Genomic DNA, 22,268 nt, shown 5'->3' on the forward strand with positions numbered 1-22,268 from the left:
GGGGGAGTTGGCGCACACTGGAGGTATGTGCCGCAGCATCAAGACCCTCCGCCCGCCCGTCCTCCCCGAGGAGGCGACCGAGGACGACATCAGGGCCGCCGCCCTTCAGTACGTGCGCAAGGTGTCCGGGTTCCGGGCGCCCGCCGCGCACAACCGCGAGGCGTTCGAGCGGGCCGTCGACGCGGTCGCCGCGGCCACCGCTGAGCTGCTCGCCGGGATCGAGGTGCGCGGCGGCGCTAGGCGGCGGTCGCCGGGCGAGGACGCCGCATGACGTACGCGGCCAGGGTGCCCGCGGCGAAGAGCGCCAGGACCGAGACGCCCGCGCCCACCCAGCTCGCGCCCAGCCACTGGCCGCCGAAGTAGCCGAGGCCGACGCTGTAGACCGCCCAGGCCACGCCCGCCAGGGCCGACCAGGGCAGGAACTCCTTCGCCTTGCGGTGCGCCGCGCCCGCGCCGAGCGAGACGACCGAGCGGCCCGCGGGGGCGAACCGGGCGACGACGACCAGGGCGCCGCCGCCCCGGTTGAGCGCCGTGCCGAGACGTTCCTGCGCTTCGGTGAGGCGGCGGGAGCGGGCTATGGCCCGTTCCAGGCGGGCGCCTCCGCGCCAGGCCAGCCGGTACGCGACCAGGTCGCCCAGGACGGACGCGGTGGCCGCGCAGAGGAACAGGGCGAAGAGGGAGGGGACCTCCTGGGTCACCTTCCCCGCGGCCTGCGCCGCACCCGCGACGGCGGTGGACGAGCCCGCGGCGGCGGCGGTCGCGGCCGTGATGACCAGCACTCCGCTGGGGAGGACGGGCAGGAAGACGTCGAGTACGACGGAGAGTCCCACCACCGCGTAGATCCACGGGCTGCCCGTCAGGGCACCCAGACTCTCCAGCACGACCGCTCCTGCTCCCCGTTTGCTAACGGCCGCTACACAACGGCCGCTGTACAGCGTACGCCTGTGCTTTGCCCGGAGATCACCCGGAGTCCGGCGATGTTGTGCACCTCACGTCCCGGGGGCCGTGGCGGGCGGTGGCGGGGGCGTGGCGGAGGGGAAACCTCCGGAAGGCGGTCCGTTTTTCGGACGACTGGTTCAGGCCGCTGAAGTATGGCCTGACTTCACCGCCGGGGAGCCCGGCGCGGACGTGGGAAACGCCCGGGACCTCGTGGGTCCCGGGCGTCGGGTGCGCTGCGCGCCGTCGCGCGTGCGCGTGGTGCGTCAGGCGGCCACCGTGCTCTTGCGGGTCTGCTCCTCGGCCTGCGCCGTGGCGCGCTCGGCGGGGTTCAGGTAGCGGTCGAGCGCGAAGGCGCCGGGGCCGGTGAAGACCAGCAGCAGGAAGGCCCAGGAGTACAGGGCGGCCATGCCGCCGCCGTTCTCCAGGGGGAAGAGGCCGTCGGGCTGGTGCTCCACGAAGTACGCGTACGCCATCGAGCCGGAGGCCAGCAGCGCGGCGAAGCGGGTGCCGAAGCCGACGAGCACGAGGATGCCGCAGACGAGCTGGATGACGGCCGCGTACCAGCCGGGCCAGCTTCCGATCTCAGGGGTGCCGAAGGCGGCCTTGACGGGCGCGTCGAAGAGGGTGGAGGCGCCGTGGCAGGTGAAGAGCAGGCCGACGACGGCACGGAACGCGCCGAGCACGTATGGCTGGGCCTGGTTGAGGCGGGTGTACATGGGGGCAGGACTCCATCCGGTTTGGGGACGTAACCGATGAGCGCCCCAGGTTAGGGAGGCCTAAGCATTGCTTGCAAGTTCAACATCTCACTTTTTGGTCATTCGTGGACTAGATTTCGCTTCATTACGGTCCTGAGTCGGGCGCTTGTGGACTCCTGGCGGGCCTGGTCGAGCTGGAGTTCGGCGCTCCGGCCGCTCAGCGTCAGCGTCATGAGCTGGTTCCCGAACCACGGCCCGCCCGTCCTGCGCCAGGTGACGGGCGACGGGTCCGTGCGGCCGTGCCGCGCCAGCGCCCGGCCCAGGCGGCGGCCCGCCCGGCTCCAGCCGAAGCGGAAGCCGAGCCGGACCGAGGCGGGCACCGAGTTGTGCACGGGCGAGCAGGTCAGTTGCAGCACGCGCGGGGCGGGCGCGGCATCAGGGGGCGGGGCGGGCGCGGCGTCCGGGTGCGGGGCGGGCGCGGCCGGCGCGGGCCACGCCGCCTCGGCCACGTACGCGTGGTGCACGTCGCCGGAGAGGACGCAGATCGTCGCCGGGGCCCGCGGGGCGGCGCCGACCTCAGCGAACAGATCGGCCAGCCGTTGGAAGGAGGCCGGGAACGCGGCCCAGTGCTCCAGGTCGGAGCGGCGGCGCAGGTCCTCGCCGAAGCGGCTCCAGCGCCCCCCGCGCTCGCCCCGGCACAGCGCGGCGTTCCACCCCTCCGCGTCGTGGATCAGGTGCGGCAGCAGCCACGGCAGCGAGGTGCCGAGCAGCAGGTGGTCGCAGCCGCCCGGGTCGTCCAGCGCCTGTTCGCGCAGCCACTGCGACTCGTCGGGGTCGAGTATCGCGCGCTTCTGCTCGTCCAGGACGCGGGCCGCGCGGGTGTCGACCATCAGCAGCCGGGTGCGGCCGAAGTCGCGGCGGTAGCTCCAGCGGGTGTACGCGGGGTCCGCGTCGGCGTTCGCGGCGAAGCGGCGCAGCTCGTCCGTGCCGTCCGGGGTCGCGCGCACCGCCGCGTACAGCGGATCGGCGGCCAGTTCGGCACAGGAGAGGTTGCCCAGGTGCTGGTAGACCCAGTACGACATCAGCCCGCTGACGATCCGCTCCTGCCACCACGGCGTGGCCCGCACGTCCGCGAGCCAGGCCGCGCTGGTGTTCCAGTCGTCGATGACGTCGTGGTCGTCGAAGATCTGGCAGCTCGGGACGGTGGAGAGCAGCCAGCGGATCTCCGGGTCGCCCCAGGACTCGTCGTAGAGCCAGGTGTACTCCTCGTAGTCCGCGACCTGCGGGCCCGGCTGGTCGGCGAGGTCGCGGCGGGCGGCGATGCGGCGGCGCACGGCCCGTGAGGTCCGGTCGGCGTAGACCTGGTCGCCCAGCAGCACCAGGACGTCGGGGCGCGTCGCGTCCGGGTCCGCCGCGAGGTGCGCGGCGAGCGTGTCCAGGGCGTCGGGGCCGACGCGGTCGCGCCCGTCGGCGGGCGGCGCTGCCCAGCGGCAGGAGCCGAAGGTGACGCGGACCCGCGCGCCTGACCCGGGCGCGGGCGCGGTGATGGTGCTGGGCGGGTACGGCGAGCGGGGCTCGGGCCATACCGGCAGGCCGTCCAGGAGCACTTCGTACGGTGTGGTGGTGCCGGGCGTCAGGCCGGTCACCGGGACCAGGGCGTAGTGGTGCCCCGCTATCTGGAAGGTCGGCGCCGTGCCCCGCGCGCCGTCCGCGCAGCGCACCTCGGCCGTGCAGGGCCCCTCGGTCTCCACCCAGACGGTCGCGGTGCCCCCGCCTTCCCAGTCGACGTGCCGCAGTGCCGGTCCAAGGCGCAGTCCCGTCATGGGTCCCCTCCTCCGTCGCCCCGTTCCGTACGGGGGTGCCGTACGGAACGGAACGGTACGGAAAGGAGGGGGCGGGCGGCAGGGTCCGTCAGCAGCCGTTCAGCACCGACTGGAGCGCGCTCTTCTCGGCCTGGTCGACGCTGAGGTTCCAGTCGTGCTTCACGTGCACCCACATGCGGGCGTACGTGCAGCGGTAGGAGGTCCGCGGGGGCAGCCACTCGGCCGGGTCCTTGTCGCCCTTGGCCTGGTTCACGTTGTCGGTGACGGCGATGAGCTGGGGGCGCGTCAGGTCGTTGGCGAACCCCTGGCGCTGGGCCGTCGTCCAGGAGTTGGCGCCCGAGCGCCAGGCCTCGGCCAGCGGGACCACGTGGTCGATGTCCAGGTCGGACGCGGCGGTCCAGGTCGCGCCGTCGTACTCGGAGAACCAGCTGCCGCCGACCGCCGCGCAGCTGGAGTCCTGCTGGACGCCGGTGCCGTCGCGCTTGAGGACGACCTCGCGGGTGTTGCAGGCGCCGGACTGGGTGATCCAGTGCGGGAACTTGTCGCGGCTGTAACCGGTCGACGAGCCCTCGGTCTTGACGGTGAGCGAGGCGAGGTAGGTGCGGGCCGTCGCGGCGCTGACCGGGGTGGGCGGCGATGCCTGGGCCGGGGCGGCGGTGAGGGTGAGGAGGGCGGCGGTGGCCAGGGCGGCGGCGGAGGCGGCGAGGGCCGTGCGGCCGGTCCGTCCTCGTGCGTGGGCGGTGTGCGGGCTGCGACGCGCGTAGATGCTGGGCACGGGAACTCCCTTGTCGTGGGGGGACTTTGGCCGTTGCGACACGGCCATGTTCGAAGCGCCGGGTTTCGCGGGGATGGGCGCCAGGTAACAGCGTGGCGACATGGACACGTCATTTCAAGGGTCGCGGGGCGGCTCGGGCGGGACTGGCGGGGCTGGCGGGCCGCCGGGCGGGGCGGGCCGGGCTGGCGGGACTGGCGGCGGGGCTGGCGGGGCTGGCGGGGCGTCAGGGGGCGGTTGCCGGCAGGCCCTAGGGTGGCCGCGTGCTGCTGCCGGTCGATGTGGTGTTCGCGGTCGTGCTCGTGCTGTTGCTGGTCGTGGCGGCGGGCACGGCCGCCTGGGCCGCGCTCGGCAGGTCCCGGGAGATCGTCGTCGCCGGGGCGCGGGCGGTCGTCCAGCTCGGGGTCGTTTCGCTGCTCATCGGGGCCGTGGCGCGCCACGTCCCGCTGCTGTTCGCCTTCCTGGCGGTGATGTTCGCGGTGGCGGTACGGACGGCGGGGCGCCGCATCACGTCGAACGGGACCTGGTGGTGGGCGGCCGCGCCGCTGGCGGCCGGCGTCGCCCCCGTGGTGCTCGCGCTGGTGCTGACCGGGCTCGTGCCGGTGCGGGGCATCACGCTGATCCCCGTGACCGGGATCCTCGTCGGGGGCGCGCTCACCGCGACCGTGCTCGGCGGGCGGCGCGCCCTGGACGAGCTCGGCAACCGGCGGGGCGAGGTGGAGGCGGGGCTCGCGCTGGGGCTCGTGGAGCGCGAGGCCCGGATGGAGGTGGCGCGCGGGGCGGCGTCGGACGCGCTGCTGCCGGGGCTCGACCAGACCAGGACCGTCGGGCTCGTCACGCTGCCGGGCGCCTTCGTGGGGATGCTGCTGGGCGGGGCGTCGCCGGTGCAGGCCGGGGCGGTGCAGCTGTTCGTGCTGGTCGCGCTGATGGCCGTGCAGGCGGTGGCCGTGGCGGTCGTGCTGGAGCTGGTGGCCAGGGGGATCGTGCACCGGGAGTAGGCGGTGGCCGCCCAGGGGCGTCGGGGAGCGCGAGGCGGACGGCGGGGCGCGGCTGTCCGTACGGCGGGGCGCGGCTGTCCGCGCGGTGGCGTACGCTTGTTCGTGCAGAAGGGGAGTAGCTCTTCGCCGGACCGTCGACATACTGCTGGGCCTCGCGCCCGGCCGGCGCCCGGAGGCGTGTCCCGCGACACGCCAGCGAGACCTTCGGCCGCAGTTGTCTCTGGCGCACGCCGCTTCGGTGTGGGTCGTTTTGACGCTGCCGCGCCGAAGCGATCCCTTTTTCGCGGTTCAACTCTCGGTGGGGCGGCCCGACCGATTGAGGTATTCCAGCGTGTTCAGCATCACCGTGATGGCGATCACCTTCGGTGTCGTCTTCCTCGCCGAACTCCCCGACAAGACCGCGCTCGCCGGGCTGATGCTCGGCACGCGCTACAAGGCCTCGTACGTCTTCGTGGGCGTCGCCGCGGCCTTCGCGGTGCACGTCGCGCTCGCCATCGCGGCGGGCAGCGTGCTGACCCTGCTGCCGCAGCGGCTGCTCCAGGCGATCGTGGGGCTGCTGTTCCTGGGCGGCGCGGCGATGCTGCTGCTGAAGAAGGACGACGGGGACGAGGAGGTCGCGGCCCCCGCCGACCAGTCCTTCTGGAAGGTCTCGGGCGCCGGGTTCATGCTCATCCTCGTCGCGGAGTTCGGCGACCTCACGCAGATCATGACCGCGAACCTCGCGGCCCGCTACGACAACCCCGTGTCCGTGGGCATCGGCGCCGTGCTGGCGCTCTGGGCGGTGGCCGGGCTCGGCATCGTCGGCGGGCGCACGCTCATGAAGTACGTACCGCTGCGGCTGATCACCAAGGTGGCGGCGGCGCTGATGGTGGCGCTCGCGGGGTTCAGCCTGTTCGAGGCGATCACCGGGTGACCCGCCCGTCCGCCCGTCCGCCGGGGCACCCGCTTGACGGGGGACGGGGGCTCGTTTGTATTGTTGAGGAACAAAGTGGCCCCGTGCGTATTCCCTGACCGGCGGACGGGGCCCTTTTCTCTTTCTCCTGGGAGTACGCAGATGCCCGCCACCGTTCTGACCGCCCGCGCCCTCCTCCTCGACATGGACGGCACCCTCGTCAACTCCGACGCCGTCGTGGAGCGCATCTGGCGCGCCTGGGCCGTCGAGCACGGGCTCGACCCCGACGAGGCGCTCAAGGTCGTCCACGGCAGGCAGGGGCACGCCACGATGGCCGAGCTCCTGCCCGACCGGCCCGTGGAGCTCAACCTCGCGGACAACCGCGTGATGCTGGAGCGGGAGACGGCCGACGTCGAGGGCGTCGTGCCCATCGGGGGCGCGGGGGCGTTCCTCGCCGCGATAGCGGAGTTCCCGCACGCGCTCGTCACGTCGGCGGACGCGGCGCTCGCGCGGGCCAGGATGGCCGCGGCCGCGCTGCCCATGCCGCGCGTCCGGGTCACGGCGGAGTCCGTGAGCGCGAGCAAGCCCGATCCCGAGGGGTTCCTCAAGGGCGCGGCCGAGCTGGGGTTCGCACCCGGGGAGTGCGTGGTCTTCGAGGACTCGGAGGCGGGCATCGCCGCGGGGCGGGCGGCGGGGATGAAGGTCGTGGGCGTGGGGGAGCGGGCCGCCGCGCAGGCGCCCGACCTGCACGTGCGGGACCTCGCTGAGCTGGAGCTCTCGTTCGTGGCGGGCGGGGTCGTGGAGCTGCGCGGAGCGTAGCGGCGGACGCGGGTCCGCTTCGCGGGGGCGGTCCGCGCGAGTTCCGCCGGGAGTTCGCGCGGGCGGTCCGCGCGCGTTCAGCGGGGAGTTCGCGGGAGCGGTCCGTTCAAGTTCAGCGGGGAGTTCGCGGAGCGGCCCGGTCAGCCGGAAGGCGGAGCGGCGTCGGCCGTCGGCTCCGGATCCGGTCCCGTCTCCGGTACCGGAGACGGGACCGTGCGGACCTCCTCCAGGGCTATCAGCACCCGCGCGCGCAGCAGGGGGTTCTCCGCGGCGCTGTTGATCACTTCCAGGGCTTCGCGGAGCCGGGCGGACGCCTGCTCCCGCCTGCCCTGTCTGCGGTGGTGGTCGCCCAGGTAGAAGAGGGTCCGGCTTTCGAGGACCGGGTCCCCGGCCGCGCGGTGGCGGTCGAGGGCCCGGTGCAGGTGCTCGTTCGCGTCCGCGTCGTCGCCCGCGTACATGGCGCTGATCCCGATGCTGGCCTCCCAGGCGCCGATCGCCCAGTGGTCCCTGCTCTCCTCGGGCTGCTCACACCACACCGCGAGCGCACTCCGGAAGTGCTCCCCGGCCTGCTCGTACGCGCCGGTGTGCAGGGCGACCGAGCCCAGGTTGCCGACCGTCAGGGCCTCGCCGATCCGGTCGTCGGCGGACCGGAACAGCCGCCGGGCCCGATGGAGTTCGGACAGCGCCTCGTCGTACCCGCCGAGCACGCACAGCGCGGTGGCGAGGTCGTTCCTGGCGTGGCCCTCGGCGCGCCGGTCGCCCGCGCGCCCGGCGGCGGCGATGGCCAGCCGGGCCGCCTCCTTCCGGTCCTCCAGGTGGGGGCTCACGAAGTAGTAGCCCTCCAGGGCCCGGGGAATCTGCCAGGCGAAGCGGTCGAGGCCGCGCTCGGCGGCGTCCCTGACGGCGCCCAGCAGATGGGTGTGCTCCCGCTCGCACCAGGCGCGGGCCCCGGCGACCGTGGTGAAGCCCGGGGGCTCGTACCAGGGGCCGGGATCGGCCGGTTCCCACTGCGACCGGTGCGGGGTGATCAGGAGGCTCGCGGCGTGCGCGTGGTGCGAGTACCACGTGTAGAGGCGTTCGCGCGCCGCGGCGCGTTCGGCCGGGGAGGTCTCCGCGGCGACGCGCTCGGCGGCGTACAGGCGCAGCAGGTCGTGCGTCCGGTACCGGTCGTGGTCCTCGTGGGTGACCAGGTGGGCGGTGACCAGTTGGTCGAGGACCGGACGCACGGCCCCGGTCCGCCCGCCGAGGAGCGCGGCGGCGGCGGGCGCGCCCAGGTCGGGGGCGGGAGCGAGGGCGAGGAGCCGGAACAGGCTCCGGGCGCGCTCGGGCAGGGCCAGGTACGTGAGGTCGAACGCGTCGCGTACGGCGGAGGTGGCGTCGCCCGCGATCTCCAGCGCGCCGAGGCGGTCCTCCGCTTCGCGCAGCTCGGCGACGTTGTCGGCGATGCTGAGGCCGGGGCGCTCCGCGAGTCGGCTCGCGGCGATGGCGAGCGCGAGCGGCAGCCTGCCGCAGAGGGAGGCGAGTTCGGCGGTGGCGCGGGGCTCGGCGCGGGCGCGGTCGCCGCCGATGACCCGGTCGAGCAGGGCGACGGCGTCGGCCGTGGGCATGAGGCCGAGGGTCAGCGGAGCGGCGCCGTCCCTGGCGGTGAGCCCGAGCAGGCCGGTGCGGCTGGTGACCACGGTGAGGCAGTTCGGCGTACCGGGGAGCAGCGGACGGACCTGTTCGGCGCTGTGCGCGTTGTCGAGGAGTACGAGGACCCGCCGTTCGGCCAGCAGCGAGCGGTAGAGCCCGGCGGCCTCGTCCGGCGTGTTCGGAACCTGCTCGCCCGGCACGCCGAGGGCGCGCAGGAACCGGGCCAGGACGGTGTGCGGCGCCAGCGGCGGACCGTCGGAGAAGCCCCGTAGGTCGGCGTGGAGCTGACCGTCCGGGAAACGGTCGCGGACCCGGTGGGCCCACTGCACGACCAGGGTGCTCTTGCCGACTCCGGCGCCTCCGGAAACCGTGCAGATCCGGGCCGCGGGCGGAGCGGGGGCCGTGCCGGGTTCCCGCCGCGCGCCGTGCCCGGCGCAGGCGCGGTCGGCGAAGTCGTCGAGCGCCGCCAGCTCCGCGCCGCGCCCCGTGAAGGTGGCGGGTGCCGAAGGCAGTTGGGCCGGTTTCCACGTCATCGGCCCGGCACCGGCCGGTGCCCGCCCGTTCCCGGTGGAGCCGGGCGGTGCGGTGCGGCCGTCGGCGGCAGGCGCGTCGCGCCCGGCCGCGGGGCCGGGTTGGCTGGTGATGCCGGGTTGGCTCGCGGCGCCGGGCTGGCTCGTGCCGTCGGGTTGGCTCGCGGCGCCGGGTTGGCTCGTGCCGTCGTGCCCGGTCACGCCGTCGCGCCCACTCGTGCCGCCGGGTTCGCTCGTGAGCAACGTGCGGTGCAGGAGCCGTAGTTCCGGACCGGGGTCCAGGCCCGTCTCCTCGGCCAGGCGCCCGACGAACAGCCGGTGGGCCGCGAGGGCGTCCGCCGTCCGGCCCGAGTGGTGCAGCGCCCGCATCAGACGGCCGACGAAACGCTCCCGCAGCGGATGCTCGGCCACCAGGGCGGTCAGCTCGGGCACCATCGCCCGGTGCCTGCCCAGTGCCGCCTCCAGGTCGAGGCAGTCCTCCCACGCCGTCAGCCGTGATTCGTCCAGGGCGAGGCCGCCCGCGCCGATCAGCCCGCCGGAGAGGCCCTCGAGCGCGGGTCCCCGCCACAGGGCCAACGCCTCCCGCAGGCCCGCGGCGGCGGACGCCGTCCCGCCCGCCGCGGTGTCGGCGCGGGCCCGTGCCACCCGGTCGGCGAACAGGCGGGCGTCCAGCCGGTGGCCGTCCAGGGGGATCCGGTACCCGCGGCCGTCGGTCAGCAGCACGGGCGGACCGCCGGGAGCCGCCTCGCTGAAGATCCTGCGCAGCACGCCGACCAGGTTGCGGACCTGGCGGTCGGCGGTCGCCGGAGGGCAGCCGTCCCAGACGGCGTCGACCAGCCGGACCACCGGGACGCTGCTGTCCGCGTGCAGCAGCAGCGCCGCGAACAGCCGCTCCGGCCTGTGTCCTCCCAGGTGGATCCTGCCGCCCGCGTCGGTCCGCACTTCCAGCGGCCCCAGGACCCCGAACTCCACGTGCTCCTCCCGGGGCGCCGCCCCTCACACGTGATGATCGCGTGATGACCAGATCATGCCAGACCCGTGCTGCCGGTTGGGAGAGTCGATCTCGCAACTCCCCGCAGAAACCGTGCCCGTGGGCCTTGAGCACCCGTACGTCCCGAGGACCCGTGGGCCTGGAGCCACTCGTACGCCTTGAGCGCCCGTACGCCTCGAAGGAGCATCCATGTCCCGCGTCAGACCCCTCGCCGCCGCGGCCGCCGCCCTCGCCGCCGCCGTCGTCGTTCCGCTGACCGCCGCCGCCCCCGCGCAGGCCGCCGCGCCCCCGACGCAGACCTGCAACCCGAACGTCGACACCGTCTGGGAAGAGGTCGTCACGGCCCAGGTCGACCCGGTCGTCACGGAGTTCCACGCGTCCTACACCGCCCCCGGGACCACCGGGGAGTTCAGCCAGACCCTCCAGCGGGTCGACTCGGTCAGCACCACGGTCAACCGCAGCCTGGAGGTCAGCGCCGACTTCAAGGCGATCTTCGTCAAGGTCGGCGTCAAGGCGGGCTTCTCGGTCGCCACCACCAGGGCGACCACCGAGACCAGCACGATCACCACCAAGTTCAACCTCAACACCCCCGGCCAGTACGGCATCTACCGCGGCACCCGGAAGGTGCAGGGCCAGTTCGCCCGCTACATCTGCGCGCGCTCCGGCCCGGCCACCGGCTACTGGCTCAACACCAACCCCAGTGACACCGGCACGTACATCACCTTCGCGGACGTCGAGGTGGGCGTGGTCTCCTGCGCCACGCCCGAGCCCGCCGGGACGCTGCGCGCGGCCGCCCGCAGCCGGATCGGCTGCTGACCGGTCCGCAGCTTTTTCGCAGCCCTCTCCGCTCTCCGCACCCCTTCTTCGTGAAAGCGAGCCCACGATGCGCAACCAGCACCGCCCCCGCTCCAGAGCGCGCCTCCTGACCGCCGCGCTCGGCACCACGGCAGTCCTCTCCACGACGCTGCTCGCCACGGCCCCGGCCGCCCAGGCCGTCGTCCCGGCCGGCTACACCTGCAAGGGCGGCTACCAGAAGATCACCGCCGCCAACAGCGGACTCGCCGTGGAGGTCTCGCAGGCGTCGGGCAACCACGGCTCGGTCGCCCAGTTCTGGTGGAACGACTTCGTGAACCAGCGCTGGAGGGCCTGTTACATCACGGGGACCGACGGCAAGAGGATCTACCGGTTCATCGGGTGGCGCGACCGCTGCATGGCAGTCGACCAGCGGAGCCTCTCCTCCGGCGCGTGGGTGATCACCGACCACTGCGACGACTACAACAACGCCCAGGAGTTCCTGCTCCTCGAAGTCCCCGGGACCAACCTGTTCGCGCTCTCCCCGCAGCACACCCAGTCCTCCGGCCGCACGTGGCTCGGCGCCGAGGGCAACTCGACCGCCCCGGAGGCCCAGATCGTCCAGTCCAACCGGGCCGAACTCTTCAGCATGGAGCAGTTCGGCTGAGGGCGGGGGCGCTCAGCCGACGGCGGGGGCGTTCACCGGGGTCACCAGTCCGACTCGCCCGATTCCAGCGCCCTGCGCGTGTTCGGGCCGTAGACGCCGGGCTCGTCGCTCTCTATGCCGTTCTGCCGCTGGTACCAGCCGACCGAGTTCTCCAACTGCTGGGTGTACCGGCCGTTCAACGGGCCCCAGTACATTCCGATGCCGGTCAGGCGTTCCTGGAGGTCGAGCACCGCGGGTCCGCTGTCCCCGCGGCGCAGTTCGCCCGCGGACTCCTCCGCCGGGGGAGGTGTCGCCCCGTCCGTGGCCTTCGGGGAGGAAGGCGCGGACGGGGACGGCTTCTCCGGCGGGGGCGACGGCTTCTCGGAGGGCTTCTCCGTCGCGGACGGGGACGGCGTGGGCGACGGGTCCGGTGCCTTCGAAGAGGGCTCTCGCGACGGGCTCTTGGAGGGCTCGGGCGTCCCGGACGGCTCGCTGCTGGGCGCCTGTGGCTCGTGGGTCGGCCCCGAGGAGGTCAGGGCCGGTCTCGCCGCCGTGCGGTCCTCGTCGGCGGAGAACAGGCCGCCGGCGAACGCCGCCGTGCCGATCACGGTGAGTGCTACGGCCGCCGCCGCGATGTATGCGGTGCGGCGGCGTGCGGGGGGTGGTGGGGGGTGCGCCTCCGGGGCCGTACGGTCGGTGTGGTCCGTGCGGTCCGTGGGGTTCGCCTGGCCTTCCGGACGGCTCCGGTCCTCCTGGGCGTACGGGGGTGCCTGCGGCAGCCGTAGCGGCATGGTCGACTCCACCTGCGGGATCGCCGCCGTCGGCGGTTCCTCCGCCGGTTCCATGCCCTGGAGCGTCACGTAGGGGCGTATGCGCAGCGGGTCGAAGTCCTCCGCCGCGGCCATCTCGGCCGTGCGCTCGGCCTGGAGCCGCCGTGCCGCGCGCTCCGCGCAGTCGCAGTCCGGTCTGCTGCCGTCGCAGACGTGGCCGTCGTCGCTGGCCTGTCTGGAATCACCGGTCATTTCGGGTCCCCTCCCCTTTGGACTGCCTGCGATTATGCAGGCGGGGGAGGGGTGGTTGGGGCGAAGGGGGCGTGAGGGGGGGGCGGGGCGGGGTTGCCCGGGGCGGGTGGGCATGTCGCGCGTGTGCCCCGCGCCCGCGAGGTGAAGGCGGCCTAGATCCGCTTGGCGTACCAGTGTTCCGCGTACTCGCCCTCGTTGAACGCCGGGACCTCTTCGTAGCCGTGACGGGTGTACAGGGCTCTCGCTTCCACCAGGTCGTTCCTCGTGTCCAGGCGCAGCAGCTCCACCCCGTACTCCCGCGCCGCCTCCTCCAGCGCCTTCAGGAGGAGCGCTCCTCCTCCCGTGCCCCGTGCTGCCGGGGCCACGTACACGCGCGTCACCTCCGCCACCCCGGGGGCTCCGGGGCCCACCAGGCGCAGGCCCGCGCACGCCGCCGGTTTCCCGTCGTAGCGGCCCACCAGGAACGCGCCCGTCGGCGCCGCCAGGAGCTCCACGCCGTCGTCCTTCAGGCCCTCGTCGATCTCCGCCCCGGTCGCCGGGCGCTGCCAGTACCTGCTGGCGACCTCGTCGTAGTAGTCGCGTCGCAGCCTCGTCGCGTCCGCGGTGTCGTAGCGCTCCGGCGTCACGGTCCATGTCATGGGGACTGCCTACGGGACCCCGTGCCTGTTTGGCCAACGATTTCCCGGTTACTCGGCAGGGTGACCCGTTCAGCCAGTCAGATGCAGGAAGGCAGGTGCCATGTCCACCGTGCTGATCGTCGTCGCGCTCGTCGTGGTGTTCGTCGCCGTCGTCGTGGCGGTGCTGTACGCCAGGCCCGGCACGAGCAAGGGGCTCAGGCGCCGCTTCGGGCCCGAGTACGACCGGGAAGTCGCCCGGCACGACGGCGATGCCAAGGCCGCCGAGCAGGCGCTGAACGAGCGGTTGAGGCGGCACGGCTCGCTGCGGCAGCGCCCGCTGCCGCCCGAGGCGCGCGAGCAGTACGTGGCCCGCTGGGCCGGTCTCCAGGAGCGTTTCGTGGACGCGCCCCGGCAGGCGGTCGCCGACGCGGACCGGCTGCTGGCCGCGCTGGCCGGGGACCGGGGCTATCCGGCGGGCGAGGAGCAGTACGAGGAGCGGATCGCCGCGCTCTCCGTGCACCACCCCCAGTACGTCGCGGGCGCCCGCAGGGCGCACCGCGCGGCCCTCGCCGACGGCGCGGCGGGACCGGCCGACGCGGCCGGAGCGGCCGGAGCGGCGGGGAACGTCGGAACGACCGAGGAACTGCGCGGGGCGCTCGTCGACGCGCGCGCCCTCTTCGAAGCACTGGTCAAGGCGGGCCCCGAGGACACCGGCCGACGCGGCGCCCGCACCCGGCAGGGACACGGACCGCGCGCGCTGGGGCCGCGGCGCGGCGCGAAGGGAAGCGAGGCGTGATGAGGCACACACCGGACCCCGTACCCGGGCGCACATCGGACCCCGGGCCCGTATCCGGGCGCACGTCGGACCCCGGGCCCGTATCCGGGCGCACGTCGGACCCCGGGCCCGTATCCGGGCGCACGTCGGACCCCGGATCCGTATCCGGGCGCACGTCGGACCCCGGGCCCGTATCCGGGCGCACGTCGGACCCCGGATCCGTATCCGGGCGCACGTCAGACCCCGGACCCGTACCCGGGCGCACGTCGGACCCCGGACCCGTACCCGTACCCGGGCACGCACCGGGATCCGCCCCCGGACGCACGTCCGGGCCCGCCCCCGGCGCCGTCCCTCCCGGGCCTGCGCACACCGGGGCCGAAGCGAGCGCCTACCCGGACGGCGAGCGCGCCCGCCTCGGCGAGCGGCTCCAGCACGCCGTCAGCCACTTCGTCGACAGCCCGCGCCGGGCGGTCGAGGAGGCCGACGGCGTCCTGGAGGAGACGGTCCGCAGGCTGACCGAGCACCTCGCGGAGCGGCGCCGCACCCTGCGTACGGCCTGGGAGGGCGGAGCGGACCGCGGGGCCGCCGACACCGAGGAACTGCGGGTCGCCCTGCGGTCCTACCGCGAGACGGCCGAGCGGCTGCTGAGGCTGTAGGCAGCCGCTGTAGCGGACGTCACACAGGCGGCTCAGGACTTCGGGGCCGCCTGCTGGACCACCTCGAACGACCACACCGTGGACCCGGAGGCGGCGGGCTTGGGACGCTCGCCGCCTTCGCCCCCGCCCTGGCCGGGGCCGCCCTGCTGCCCGCCCTGGTGCGCCGCCTTCATCGGGCCCTCCATCCAGGCCTGGAAGGCGGCCTCGTCGCGCCACCGCGTGTATACGAGATACTGGTCCGTGCCCTCCACCGGGCGGAGCAGTTCGAACCACTCGAAACCGTCCGAGCTCTCCACGGTCCCGGCCCGCGAGGCGAACCGCTTCTCCAGGACCTCGCGCTGTTCGGTCGGGACGGTCAGCACATTGATCTTCACGATGCTCATGCGCTTCATTCTGCGTGCTCCGTTAGGTTCTTTCGGACAAAACCGGGATGACGGTCAGGCGAAGTGGGGGTTGCCGGTGTCTCCCTCATGGGGCAATGCGACGCTCTATGTCCAGGGGAGTGCCGACGACAGACGGACAAAACGGGCTGATGGGTAACGGAATGAACGGGCTGGAGGGTCGGCGCGGCGTGGCGAATGCGGAACACAGCGTGCGTTCAGGCACGACTGCGGGGAACAGCGCGGGGAACAGGCAGGGCGCCCTCAGGGCCGCGCTCTGGTTCTTCGCCGCCGTACTGGCGGTACGGCAGATGGCGGTCGTCCTGCGCAAGCCCGAGGGCGAGCGCTGGCTGGACCTGGGCGCGTGGACCGGCGAGGGCGGCGTCCTGCGGACCTCGGGGTCGCTGTACGACGCCGACAAGTTCACCGGGACCCCGTTCGCGGGGCTCGTGCTCAAGCCGCTGTCGCACGCGGCCGAGCAGGCGCTCGGCGTCGCCTGGACCTTCGGGACGCTGCTGCTCGTCGTCGCGCTCGGTCTCGTCGTCGCCCGCTCCCTGCCCGAGCCCGTCACCCGCCGCGCCAGGCTGTTCGCGCCGCCCGTCGCGATCATCCTGCTGCTGCTCTCGCTGCCCGTGCGCAACGCCGTCCACCTCGGCCAGACCAGCATCGTCCCGGTGCTCCTGGTCGTCCTCGCCTGCCTCGCCGTGCGCGGCGAGCGCACCGCGGGCGTCCTCGTCGGCATCGCCGCCGCCCTCCAGCCCGCCGTGCTGCTCTTCGCCCCGCTGCTCTGGTTCACCGGGCGCAGGCGCGCCGCCGCCGGATCCGTGGCCACCTTCGCCGCCGGCACCGCCCTGGCCTGGGCCGCCCTGCCGGACGACTCCCGGACGTACTGGATCCACCACGTCGCGGGCGCCGGGCTCGGCGGCGACGCCGACAGCCCCACCAACCAGTCGCTCCACGGCATGCTGCTCCGCTTCGGCCTCAGCGGCCCGCTGGAGGTCGTGCTGCTGCTGGTGCTCGCCGCCGCCGTCGCCTTCGTGGGGCTGCGCCGCGCCGTGCACTTCGCCGAGGACGGGCAGCTCCTGCTGGCCGTCGCGCTGACCGGCTGCGTCGCGGTCGCGGTCTCGCCGACCGCCTGGCAGCACCAGCTGGTCTGGCTGCTCCTCGCGGTCGTCGGCCGCGTCGGCAAGCGGGCCAGGGACCGGCTGGTGTGGCCGGTGGCCGTGGTGCTCGTGATGACGCTGCCCGGCAAGTGGCTGCTGCCCAACCGCAGCGTCCTCCAGCCCGTACAGGAGAACGTCCTGCTGATCGCGGCGCTGGCCGCCGCGCTCGCCGTGCCGTTCCTCTCGCGCAACTCGCCGCACTTCCGCAGGCCGATCCCCACCGACTACGCCAAGCCCGTGCCCGGCCGCTGGTCGTGGGTGCCGCTGGTGCCGTTCTGGCGCCGCGTGCTCAGCCGTCCCAACCTGCTGCTCGAACTGCTGCTGATCCGGGTCGGCTACTCGCTCTACTCGCAGATCCGCATGGAGGCGACCGCGGGCCGGGCCGACGCCGAGGCGCACGGCCGGCAGATCCACGAGCTGGAGCGGTGGCTCCACATCGACATCGAGAAGTCGGTCAACCACGCCGTCGTGGAGATCGGCTGGCTCCGGGACTTCTTCGACTTCTACTACACGTCGTTCCACTTCGTGGTGCCGCTGACGATCCTCGGCGTGCTGTACTGGCGGCTGCCGTCCTCGTACCGCTGGGTGCGCAGCTCGCTGGCCTTCGCCACGCTGATCGCGCTGATCGGGTTCTTCCTCTACCCGCTCGCGCCGCCGCGCCTGATGCCCGGCATGGGCTTCATCGACACCGTGCACGGCGTGCAGGACTTCTCCAAGCCGGACTACGGCAGCCTGACCGAGGTCACCAACCAGTACGCCGCGATGCCCTCGCTGCACTTCGGCTGGTCGCTGTGGTGCGGCGTCGTCATCGTGATGATGGCGCCCAAGTGGTGGATGAAGGCGCTCGGACTGCTCCACCCGCTCTTCACGGTCATCGCGATCGTCGCCACCGCCAACCACTGGATCATGGACGCGGTCGGCGGGGCGGCGGTCGTCGCCGCGGGCTTCGGCCTGACCTACGTACTGGCGGGGCCGCTGCGGCTTCAGGCGAAGGTGGTGGCTCAGGCGGTGAAGGCGGACGGCTCCGCGGGCGGTTCGGCGGACGGCTCCGCGGATGGCTCGGCGGGCGGCCGCGCGGCGGAGGCCAAGGACGCGATGTGCGACGGGAGCGCCGTGCCCGCCGGGAGCGCCGGGTCGGGCTCCGGGGCGTCGAAGAGCGTCCGGTAGGGGAGCACCCCCGCCCACAGGCCCAGCTCGGCGTCGGGCCCTTCGCCGTCGTCCGGCGGGCCCGACGCGATCTTCACGGACGCCTCGTCCAGGGGCAGTACGAGGAGCGTGGTGGCCGCCAGCTCCTTGGCGCTCGGGCGGCGGGCGTAGTCCCACTGGCCGGGGGCGCAGTGCTCGGTGAGGACGCGCAGGCCGTGCAGCAGGGCGTCGCGGTCGGTGCGCGCGGTGACCTGGCGCGGGGTGCCGTAGACCATGGCGCTGCGGTAGTTGACGCCGTGCTCGAAGACGGACCGGGCCAGGACCAGGCCGTCGACGTGCGTGACGGTGACGCAGACCGTCGCGTCGGGGGAGTGCAGCAGGCTGCGGCTGGCGACCGAGCCGTGCAGATAGAGCTCGCGCGCCTCGAAGTCCACGCCGTAGACGGTGGGCACGACCATGGGGGCGCCGTCGACCGTGACGCCGAGGTGGCAGACGAATCCGGCGCGCAGGACCGCGTCCAGGTCCGCGCGCGAGGTGCTGCCCTTGTGGCGCAGGCGGTTGTGGCGGGTGCGCGCGGTGACGGCCAGCTGCGGGTCCGTCGGTGCGGTGGTGGTCGGTGGTGTCTGAGTCATGGTCCCTGCGGGGTCGGTGGAGTTGCCGTGTGCGCGCTCACTGTGGCAGCTCGCTCCCGCGTGGGACAGGGGGATTTCGCGGTGCGGACGGGCGGTCCGGCGGCGGGCGGGGTGGTCTTGGCGGGGGTCGGGCGGTCCGGGCGGTACGGGCGGTCCGGGCGCGCGCCGGGCGGTCTGGGCGGTCTGGGGCGCGCCAGGCGGTACGGGCGGTCCGGGCGCGACGGGCGCGACGGGCGGTACGGGCGGGCCGGGGGTGGGCGGTACGGGCGGGCCGGGGGCGGGCGGGGCCGGGCGTGGTCCGGGATGCGGCCCCGCCCGCCCGCTCAGCCCCGGGTGACCCGGAGTTCCTTGATGCCGTTCAGCCAGGCCGAGCGCAGGCGCCTGGGGTCGCCCGCCAGGCGCAGGTCGGGCAGGGTGTCGGCGATCGCGTGGAAGATCAGGTCGATCTCCTTCACCGCCAGGGACTTGCCCAGGCAGAAGTGCGGGCCCCCGCCGCCGAAGCCCAGGTGCGGATTGGGGTCGCGGGTGATGTCGAAGCGCTCGGGCTCGTCGAAGACCTCGGGGTCGTTGTTGGCCGACGAGTAGAAGAGGCCGACGCGGTCGCCCTTCTTGACGCGCTGCCCGCCCAGCTCCACGTCCTGGGTGGCGGTGCGCTGGAAGGAGACGACGGGCGTGGCCCAGCGGACGATCTCCTCGGCCGCGGTCGCGGGCCGCTCGCGCTTGTAGAGCTCCCACTGGTCGGGGTGGGTGAGGAAGGCGTGCATGCCGTGGCTGATGGCGTTGCGCGTCGTCTCGTTGCCCGCGACGGCCAGCAGGATCACGAAGAAGCCGAACTCGTCGTTGGAGAGGTTTCCCTCGTCCTCGGCGGCCACGAGCCGGGAGACGATGTCCTTCGCGGGGCACGCCTTGCGGGCGGCGGCCAGGTTCATCGCGTACGAGACGATCTCCAGCGCGGCCTCCGCGCCGACCTCCTCGGTGATGGCGTACTCCGGATCGTCGTACGCGGCCATCTTGTTGGACCAGTCGAAGATCTTGCTCCGGTCCTCCTGCGGTACGCCGATGAGTTCCGCGATCGCCTGGAGCGGCAGCTCCACCGCGACCCGGGTGACGAAGTCGAAGGTCTCGCCGCCCTCGGCGTCCGCCGCGGCCACGATCGCGCGGGCCCTGGTGCGCAGCGCGTCCTCCAGGGAGCGGACCGCCCGCGGGGTGAAGCCGCGCTGGACGATCTGGCGGACCCTGGTGTGCTCGGGCGGGTCCATGTTGAGCATGATCATCTTCTGGACCTCGATCTGGTCCCTGCTGATCGACTCGTTGAAGCGGATGACGGCGGTGTTGGTGTTCGAGGAGAACAACTCGGGGTGCGTGGAGACGTACTTGACGTCCTCGTGGCGCGTCACGGCCCAGTAGCCCTCGTCGGCGAACCCGGCGATCCCGGCGGGCTGGGCGCACCACCAGACCGGGGCCGTCCGCCGCGTCCGGGCGAACTCCGGGTGGGGGACGCGGGATTGGAGCAGGTCGGGATCGGTGAAGTCGAATCCCCGGGGGAGGTCGGGAAGGTCCGGAAGCTCGGGACAGGGCATCGGCTCACTCCAGATACAGCCGTCTGACGAACCATCAGAAGTCGTCCGGACGGTAGTAACGAGTTCTACAAGTCGCAAGACGCGTGGCCGGATCCGTTACCGGTGAAGGGTCGGTGAGGAGCGTGCACGACCCTTGTGTACCGGGGGTAGCACTCGTAAGACTGTCGGTAGAAGTAGAACGCGTATCAGTTCTTGAGCCGGTCCGGTGTACGGGGGGTCGGGCGGCGGCAGTCGAGGGAGGAAGGGACCAGCCCATGGCCGCGGAACCCGTCATCGTCGAAGCAGTGCGCACCCCCATCGGCAAGCGCGGCGGCGCGCTCGCCAACCTCCATCCGGCCTACCTGCTGGGCGAGACCTACCGCGAACTCCTCGGCCGTACGGGCATACCCGCCGACTGCGTCGAGCAGATCGTCGGCGGCACCGTGACCCACGCGGGCGAGCAGTCCATGAACCCGGCGCGCAACGCCTGGCTCGCGATGGGACTTCCGTACGAGACCGCGGCGACGACCGTCGACTGCCAGTGCGGCTCCTCCCAGCAGGCCTCGCACATGGTCGCCAACATGATCGCGTGCGGGGTCGTCGACGTCGGGATCAGCTGCGGCGTCGAGGCGATGTCCCGGGTGCCGCTGGGCAGCGGCTCCAAGCACGGTCCCGGCAAGCCCTTCCCCGACGAGTGGAACGTCGACCTGCCCAACCAGTTCGAGGCGGCCGAGCGCATCGCCCGCAGGCGCGGGCTGACCCGGGAGAACGTCGACGCGCTTGGCCTCCTCTCGCAGGAGCGCGCGGCGACCGCGTGGGCCGAGGAGCGGTTCAAGCGCGAGACGTTCGCCGTGCAGGTCCCCACGGACGAGGAGGAGCAGGCCGCGGGGCAGGGCATGTGGCGGCTCGTCGACCGCGACGAGGGGCTGCGGGACACCTCCATGGAGGCGCTGGGGCGGCTGAAGTCGGTCATGCCGACCGCGGTGCACACCGCGGGCAACTCCTCCCAGATCTCCGACGGCGCGTGCGCGCTGATGTGGGCGTCCAAGCGGATGGCGCGGGCGCTGAAGCTGCGGCCGCGCGCGCGGATCGTGGCGCAGGCGCTCGTCGGGGCGGAGCCCCGGTTCCACCTGGACGGGCCGATCGACGCGACGCGGGCGGTGCTGGGGAAGGCGGGCATGTCCCTGAAGGACATCGACCTCGTCGAGATCAACGAGGCGTTCGCGTCGGTGGTGCTGAGCTGGACCCGGGTCTTCGAGCAGGACCTGACGAAGGTGAACGTGAACGGCGGCGCGATCGCCCTCGGCCACCCGGTGGGCGCGACGGGCGCGCGGCTCATCACGACGGCGCTGCACGAACTGGAGCGCCGTGACAAGGAGTTCGCACTGGTGGTGATGTGCGCGGGGGGCGCGCTCGCGACGGGGACGATCATCCAGCGGTTGTAGGGGTGCGTTGTGGGCCGGGGCCGGGGCCGGGGCCGGGGCGCGGCGCGTGGGGCGGTGTGATCGCGCGGGCCGCCCGTGCGAGCCGAACGCGGAAGGTCCCGCTGCCCGGGGACAGCGGGACCTTCGTCGTTGCTGTACGAGGGCGTGGACTACTGGCGGGCTCCGAGCGTCACGAGGTGACCTCCCTGATGCCCGCGACGAAGGAAGTGAACGCGGAAGCGGGGAAGTTCAGGGTGGGGCCGTCAGAAGTCCTGGAGTCACGTACGAGGACGATGCCGTGTGCGGCGGCGAGGCTCGTGGCGACCTGTACGCACTGGCCGCCGTTACCGCTGTACGAACTCGTGAACCAGCGGGGGGTTTCGGTCGTCACTTCGAAGCCTTTCGTAACTGGTCGATCAGGTCTACGGAGGCTGCTCGGGGCGATGGCTCGGCCTGCAGCTGATGGTATGCCTCCAGTACGGGCACGCCAGTGGAGCTGTCCCGTTCCAGATGCTCTCGCCGGGTCGACCAATCACACAGAGGCGTACGTGCTGTTGGCGGTGCTGGTGGAGCTGTCGATGCGGGCGTGACAGGGCACCGGGGCCGGGCGCGGTGGGGCTGAGATGCGGCTGCCGGGGGTGGAGCGGAGGTCTGGGGCACGGGGCTTTGTGGGGCGGCCGGGGGGCGTTTCGCCGAGTGGCGGGGGCGGTCACCACGCCTGCGCGGAGCGGACGCGGCATCGGCTGCGATCCGGAACACGGCGAACGGAACACCTCCGCCTGCGCGGAGCGGACGACGCAGGATTCCGGGGGTCCAGGATCGACGCCGGAACACCTCCGCCTGCGCGGAGCGGACAGGGCGCCGAGAACGGATTGGGACGCGGGAATCGGAACACCTCCGCCTGCGCGGAGCGGACCCCCGACCAGGTCGAGAAGATGCCCGAGGAGTCGGAACACCTCCGCCTGCGCGGAGCGGACCTCACCAACGGGGCCGCCCACTCCGCCCAGACCGGAACACCTCCGCCTGCGCGGAGCGGACCCACCGACGTCAAGACCGCCGAAGACCTCGGGCGGAACACCTCCGCCTGCGCGGAGCGGACACTTTGCGACCTGCGGCGTTAGAGGGGCTTGGTAATTCCTTTACTGTGCGGGCTGCTTCGGTAAGCCTGTGCTGCTGCGTGCATGGGTGGGGTCCTGGTCTGGGGGCGGTGCGGGTTTTGGAGGTTATCGGTTCTGCGGGGACAGGGCGGTCTTGTTCGCGATGTCTTTGTGTGTGGGGAGTGGACGAGGGCCTGGTTCGCGACTTTGCCGAGCACCGCGAAACACCTTCGCTCGTGCGGGGACGATACGTCCTGAGCTGCGGCTT

Annotated in this window: 20 protein-coding genes, 1 pseudogene and 1 CRISPR repeat array; of the genes and pseudogenes, 10 read left to right on the plus strand and 11 right to left on the minus strand. The window is 73.2% G+C overall.

From position 1 onward, the window contains the following. The first annotated feature begins 25 nt into the window (after positions 1 to 25). Positions 26 to 271, plus strand: a complete 246-nt coding sequence (locus ACIBNE_RS10310) for a DUF2277 domain-containing protein (protein ID WP_399271040.1) — start codon at positions 26 to 28, stop codon at positions 269 to 271. Here the strand turns inward: ACIBNE_RS10310 and ACIBNE_RS10315 are convergent. The 4 genes from ACIBNE_RS10315 to ACIBNE_RS10330 form a co-directional block, all read right to left on the minus strand. Further along, complete coding sequence (locus ACIBNE_RS10315) at positions 237 to 881, minus strand: DedA family protein (protein WP_399271041.1); 645 nt, start codon at positions 879 to 881, stop codon at positions 237 to 239. The two genes, ACIBNE_RS10310 and ACIBNE_RS10315, sit on opposite strands and share 35 nt — an antisense overlap. A gap of 321 nt (positions 882 to 1,202) precedes the next feature. Continuing rightward, positions 1,203 to 1,655, minus strand: coding sequence for a DoxX family protein (locus tag ACIBNE_RS10320; protein WP_399271042.1), 453 nt, complete (start codon positions 1,653 to 1,655; stop codon positions 1,203 to 1,205). A gap of 98 nt (positions 1,656 to 1,753) precedes the next feature. Beyond that, a complete protein-coding gene (locus ACIBNE_RS10325) occupies positions 1,754 to 3,457 on the minus strand; it encodes an alkaline phosphatase D family protein (RefSeq protein ID WP_399271043.1) in 1,704 nt (567 codons plus the stop codon). Positions 3,458 to 3,545: 88 nt separating this feature from the next. Then, a complete protein-coding gene (locus tag ACIBNE_RS10330; RefSeq protein ID WP_399271044.1) occupies positions 3,546 to 4,232 on the minus strand; it encodes an HNH endonuclease family protein in 687 nt (228 codons plus the stop codon). Between the two features lie 260 nt (positions 4,233 to 4,492). On the opposite strand from ACIBNE_RS10330, the gene ACIBNE_RS10335 reads away from it, so the two are divergent. The 3 genes from ACIBNE_RS10335 (at position 4,493) to ACIBNE_RS10345 (ending at position 6,938) form a co-directional block, all read left to right on the plus strand. Further along, positions 4,493 to 5,227 carry an ABC transporter permease gene (locus ACIBNE_RS10335; protein ID WP_399271045.1) on the plus strand — a complete coding sequence of 245 codons (735 nt, stop codon included), beginning with the start codon at positions 4,493 to 4,495 and terminating at the stop codon, positions 5,225 to 5,227. A gap of 331 nt (positions 5,228 to 5,558) precedes the next feature. Beyond that, a complete protein-coding gene (locus ACIBNE_RS10340; RefSeq protein WP_399271046.1) occupies positions 5,559 to 6,140 on the plus strand; it encodes a TMEM165/GDT1 family protein in 582 nt (193 codons plus the stop codon). Positions 6,141 to 6,281: 141 nt separating this feature from the next. After that, a complete protein-coding gene (locus tag ACIBNE_RS10345; protein WP_399271047.1) occupies positions 6,282 to 6,938 on the plus strand; it encodes an HAD-IA family hydrolase in 657 nt (218 codons plus the stop codon). A gap of 140 nt (positions 6,939 to 7,078) precedes the next feature. On the opposite strand, the gene ACIBNE_RS10350 is transcribed toward ACIBNE_RS10345, so the two are convergent. Then, positions 7,079 to 10,072 carry an AfsR/SARP family transcriptional regulator gene (locus ACIBNE_RS10350; RefSeq protein ID WP_399271048.1) on the minus strand — a complete coding sequence of 998 codons (2,994 nt, stop codon included), beginning with the start codon at positions 10,070 to 10,072 and terminating at the stop codon, positions 7,079 to 7,081. A gap of 208 nt (positions 10,073 to 10,280) precedes the next feature. On the opposite strand from ACIBNE_RS10350, the gene ACIBNE_RS10355 reads away from it, so the two are divergent. Continuing rightward, positions 10,281 to 10,907 (plus strand): hypothetical protein, encoded by a 627-nt coding sequence (locus tag ACIBNE_RS10355; protein ID WP_399271049.1) that lies wholly within the window; start codon positions 10,281 to 10,283, stop codon positions 10,905 to 10,907. Positions 10,908 to 10,974: 67 nt separating this feature from the next. Then, positions 10,975 to 11,550, plus strand: coding sequence for an RICIN domain-containing protein (locus tag ACIBNE_RS10360; RefSeq protein WP_399271050.1), 576 nt, complete (start codon positions 10,975 to 10,977; stop codon positions 11,548 to 11,550). A 41-nt stretch (positions 11,551 to 11,591) separates the two neighbouring features. Here the strand turns inward: ACIBNE_RS10360 and ACIBNE_RS10365 are convergent, their stop codons facing one another. Together ACIBNE_RS10365 and ACIBNE_RS10370 are read right to left on the minus strand one after the other, a co-directional pair. Then, the gene (locus ACIBNE_RS10365) at positions 11,592 to 12,551 is read right to left on the minus strand and encodes a peptidoglycan-binding protein (RefSeq protein ID WP_399271051.1); all 960 of its coding nucleotides are present in this window, start codon (positions 12,549 to 12,551) and stop codon (positions 11,592 to 11,594) included. A 152-nt stretch (positions 12,552 to 12,703) separates the two neighbouring features. Next, on the minus strand, positions 12,704 to 13,189 hold the full coding sequence (locus tag ACIBNE_RS10370) for a GNAT family N-acetyltransferase (RefSeq protein WP_399271052.1): 486 nt from the start codon (positions 13,187 to 13,189) through the stop codon (positions 12,704 to 12,706). A 100-nt stretch (positions 13,190 to 13,289) separates the two neighbouring features. Between ACIBNE_RS10370 and ACIBNE_RS10375 the strand changes: the two genes are divergently transcribed. Both ACIBNE_RS10375 and ACIBNE_RS10380 read left to right on the plus strand, forming a co-directional pair. Then, positions 13,290 to 13,964 (plus strand): hypothetical protein, encoded by a 675-nt coding sequence (locus ACIBNE_RS10375; protein WP_399271053.1) that lies wholly within the window; start codon positions 13,290 to 13,292, stop codon positions 13,962 to 13,964. After that, a complete protein-coding gene (locus ACIBNE_RS10380) occupies positions 13,964 to 14,599 on the plus strand; it encodes a hypothetical protein (protein WP_399271054.1) in 636 nt (211 codons plus the stop codon). Before ACIBNE_RS10375 ends, ACIBNE_RS10380 begins: the two co-directional genes overlap by 1 nt. Positions 14,600 to 14,631: 32 nt before the next feature. Here the strand turns inward: ACIBNE_RS10380 and ACIBNE_RS10385 are convergent, their stop codons facing one another. Next, complete coding sequence (locus tag ACIBNE_RS10385) at positions 14,632 to 14,982, minus strand: antibiotic biosynthesis monooxygenase family protein (protein ID WP_399271055.1); 351 nt, start codon at positions 14,980 to 14,982, stop codon at positions 14,632 to 14,634. 161 nt (positions 14,983 to 15,143) lie between these two features. On the opposite strand from ACIBNE_RS10385, the gene ACIBNE_RS10390 reads away from it, so the two are divergent. After that, positions 15,144 to 17,309: a bifunctional glycosyltransferase 87/phosphatase PAP2 family protein gene (locus ACIBNE_RS10390; RefSeq protein ID WP_399271280.1), complete on the plus strand. Its 2,166-nt coding sequence runs from the start codon at positions 15,144 to 15,146 to the stop codon at positions 17,307 to 17,309. Here the strand turns inward: ACIBNE_RS10390 and ACIBNE_RS10395 are convergent. After that, positions 17,219 to 17,920, minus strand: a pseudogene (locus tag ACIBNE_RS10395) (pyridoxamine 5'-phosphate oxidase family protein); the annotation flags it as partial. The gene ACIBNE_RS10390 and the pseudogene ACIBNE_RS10395 overlap by 91 nt on opposite strands. 323 nt (positions 17,921 to 18,243) lie before the next feature. Continuing rightward, entirely contained in the window at positions 18,244 to 19,500 is a 1,257-nt protein-coding gene (locus ACIBNE_RS10400) for a cytochrome P450 (protein WP_399271056.1), read from the minus strand. A 254-nt stretch (positions 19,501 to 19,754) separates the two neighbouring features. Between ACIBNE_RS10400 and ACIBNE_RS10405 the strand changes: the two genes are divergently transcribed. Next, entirely contained in the window at positions 19,755 to 20,924 is a 1,170-nt protein-coding gene (locus ACIBNE_RS10405) for a steroid 3-ketoacyl-CoA thiolase (RefSeq protein ID WP_399271057.1), read from the plus strand. Positions 20,925 to 21,093: 169 nt separating this feature from the next. On the opposite strand, the gene ACIBNE_RS10410 is transcribed toward ACIBNE_RS10405, so the two are convergent. Then, positions 21,094 to 21,294 carry a DUF397 domain-containing protein gene (locus ACIBNE_RS10410; protein WP_399271058.1) on the minus strand — a complete coding sequence of 67 codons (201 nt, stop codon included), beginning with the start codon at positions 21,292 to 21,294 and terminating at the stop codon, positions 21,094 to 21,096. A gap of 313 nt (positions 21,295 to 21,607) precedes the next feature. Beyond that, positions 21,608 to 22,002: direct repeats of the CRISPR family, unit length 29 nt; unit sequence CGGAACACCTCCGCCTGCGCGGAGCGGAC. Positions 22,003 to 22,268 lie beyond the last annotated feature (266 nt).

Origin of the sequence: Streptomyces sp. NPDC050504, assembly GCF_044458065.1 — a bacterium.
Classification (GTDB): domain Bacteria; phylum Actinomycetota; class Actinomycetes; order Streptomycetales; family Streptomycetaceae; genus Streptomyces.

Coding starts and splice junctions, on each gene's coding strand:
- ACIBNE_RS10310 (WP_399271040.1), top strand. CDS start 26: ATGTGCCGCAGCATCAAGACCCTCCGCCCGCCCGTCCTCCCCGAGGAG.
- ACIBNE_RS10320 (WP_399271042.1), bottom strand. CDS start 1,655: ATGTACACCCGCCTCAACCAGGCCCAGCCATACGTGCTCGGCGCGTTC.
- ACIBNE_RS10325 (WP_399271043.1), bottom strand. CDS start 3,457: ATGACGGGACTGCGCCTTGGACCGGCACTGCGGCACGTCGACTGGGAA.
- ACIBNE_RS10345 (WP_399271047.1), top strand. CDS start 6,282: ATGCCCGCCACCGTTCTGACCGCCCGCGCCCTCCTCCTCGACATGGAC.
- ACIBNE_RS10355 (WP_399271049.1), top strand. CDS start 10,281: ATGTCCCGCGTCAGACCCCTCGCCGCCGCGGCCGCCGCCCTCGCCGCC.
- ACIBNE_RS10360 (WP_399271050.1), top strand. CDS start 10,975: ATGCGCAACCAGCACCGCCCCCGCTCCAGAGCGCGCCTCCTGACCGCC.
- ACIBNE_RS10365 (WP_399271051.1), bottom strand. CDS start 12,551: ATGACCGGTGATTCCAGACAGGCCAGCGACGACGGCCACGTCTGCGAC.
- ACIBNE_RS10370 (WP_399271052.1), bottom strand. CDS start 13,189: ATGACATGGACCGTGACGCCGGAGCGCTACGACACCGCGGACGCGACG.
- ACIBNE_RS10375 (WP_399271053.1), top strand. CDS start 13,290: ATGTCCACCGTGCTGATCGTCGTCGCGCTCGTCGTGGTGTTCGTCGCC.
- ACIBNE_RS10380 (WP_399271054.1), top strand. CDS start 13,964: ATGAGGCACACACCGGACCCCGTACCCGGGCGCACATCGGACCCCGGG.
- ACIBNE_RS10385 (WP_399271055.1), bottom strand. CDS start 14,982: ATGAGCATCGTGAAGATCAATGTGCTGACCGTCCCGACCGAACAGCGC.
- ACIBNE_RS10390 (WP_399271280.1), top strand. CDS start 15,144: ATGAACGGGCTGGAGGGTCGGCGCGGCGTGGCGAATGCGGAACACAGC.
- ACIBNE_RS10400 (WP_399271056.1), bottom strand. CDS start 19,500: ATGCCCTGTCCCGAGCTTCCGGACCTTCCCGACCTCCCCCGGGGATTC.
- ACIBNE_RS10405 (WP_399271057.1), top strand. CDS start 19,755: ATGGCCGCGGAACCCGTCATCGTCGAAGCAGTGCGCACCCCCATCGGC.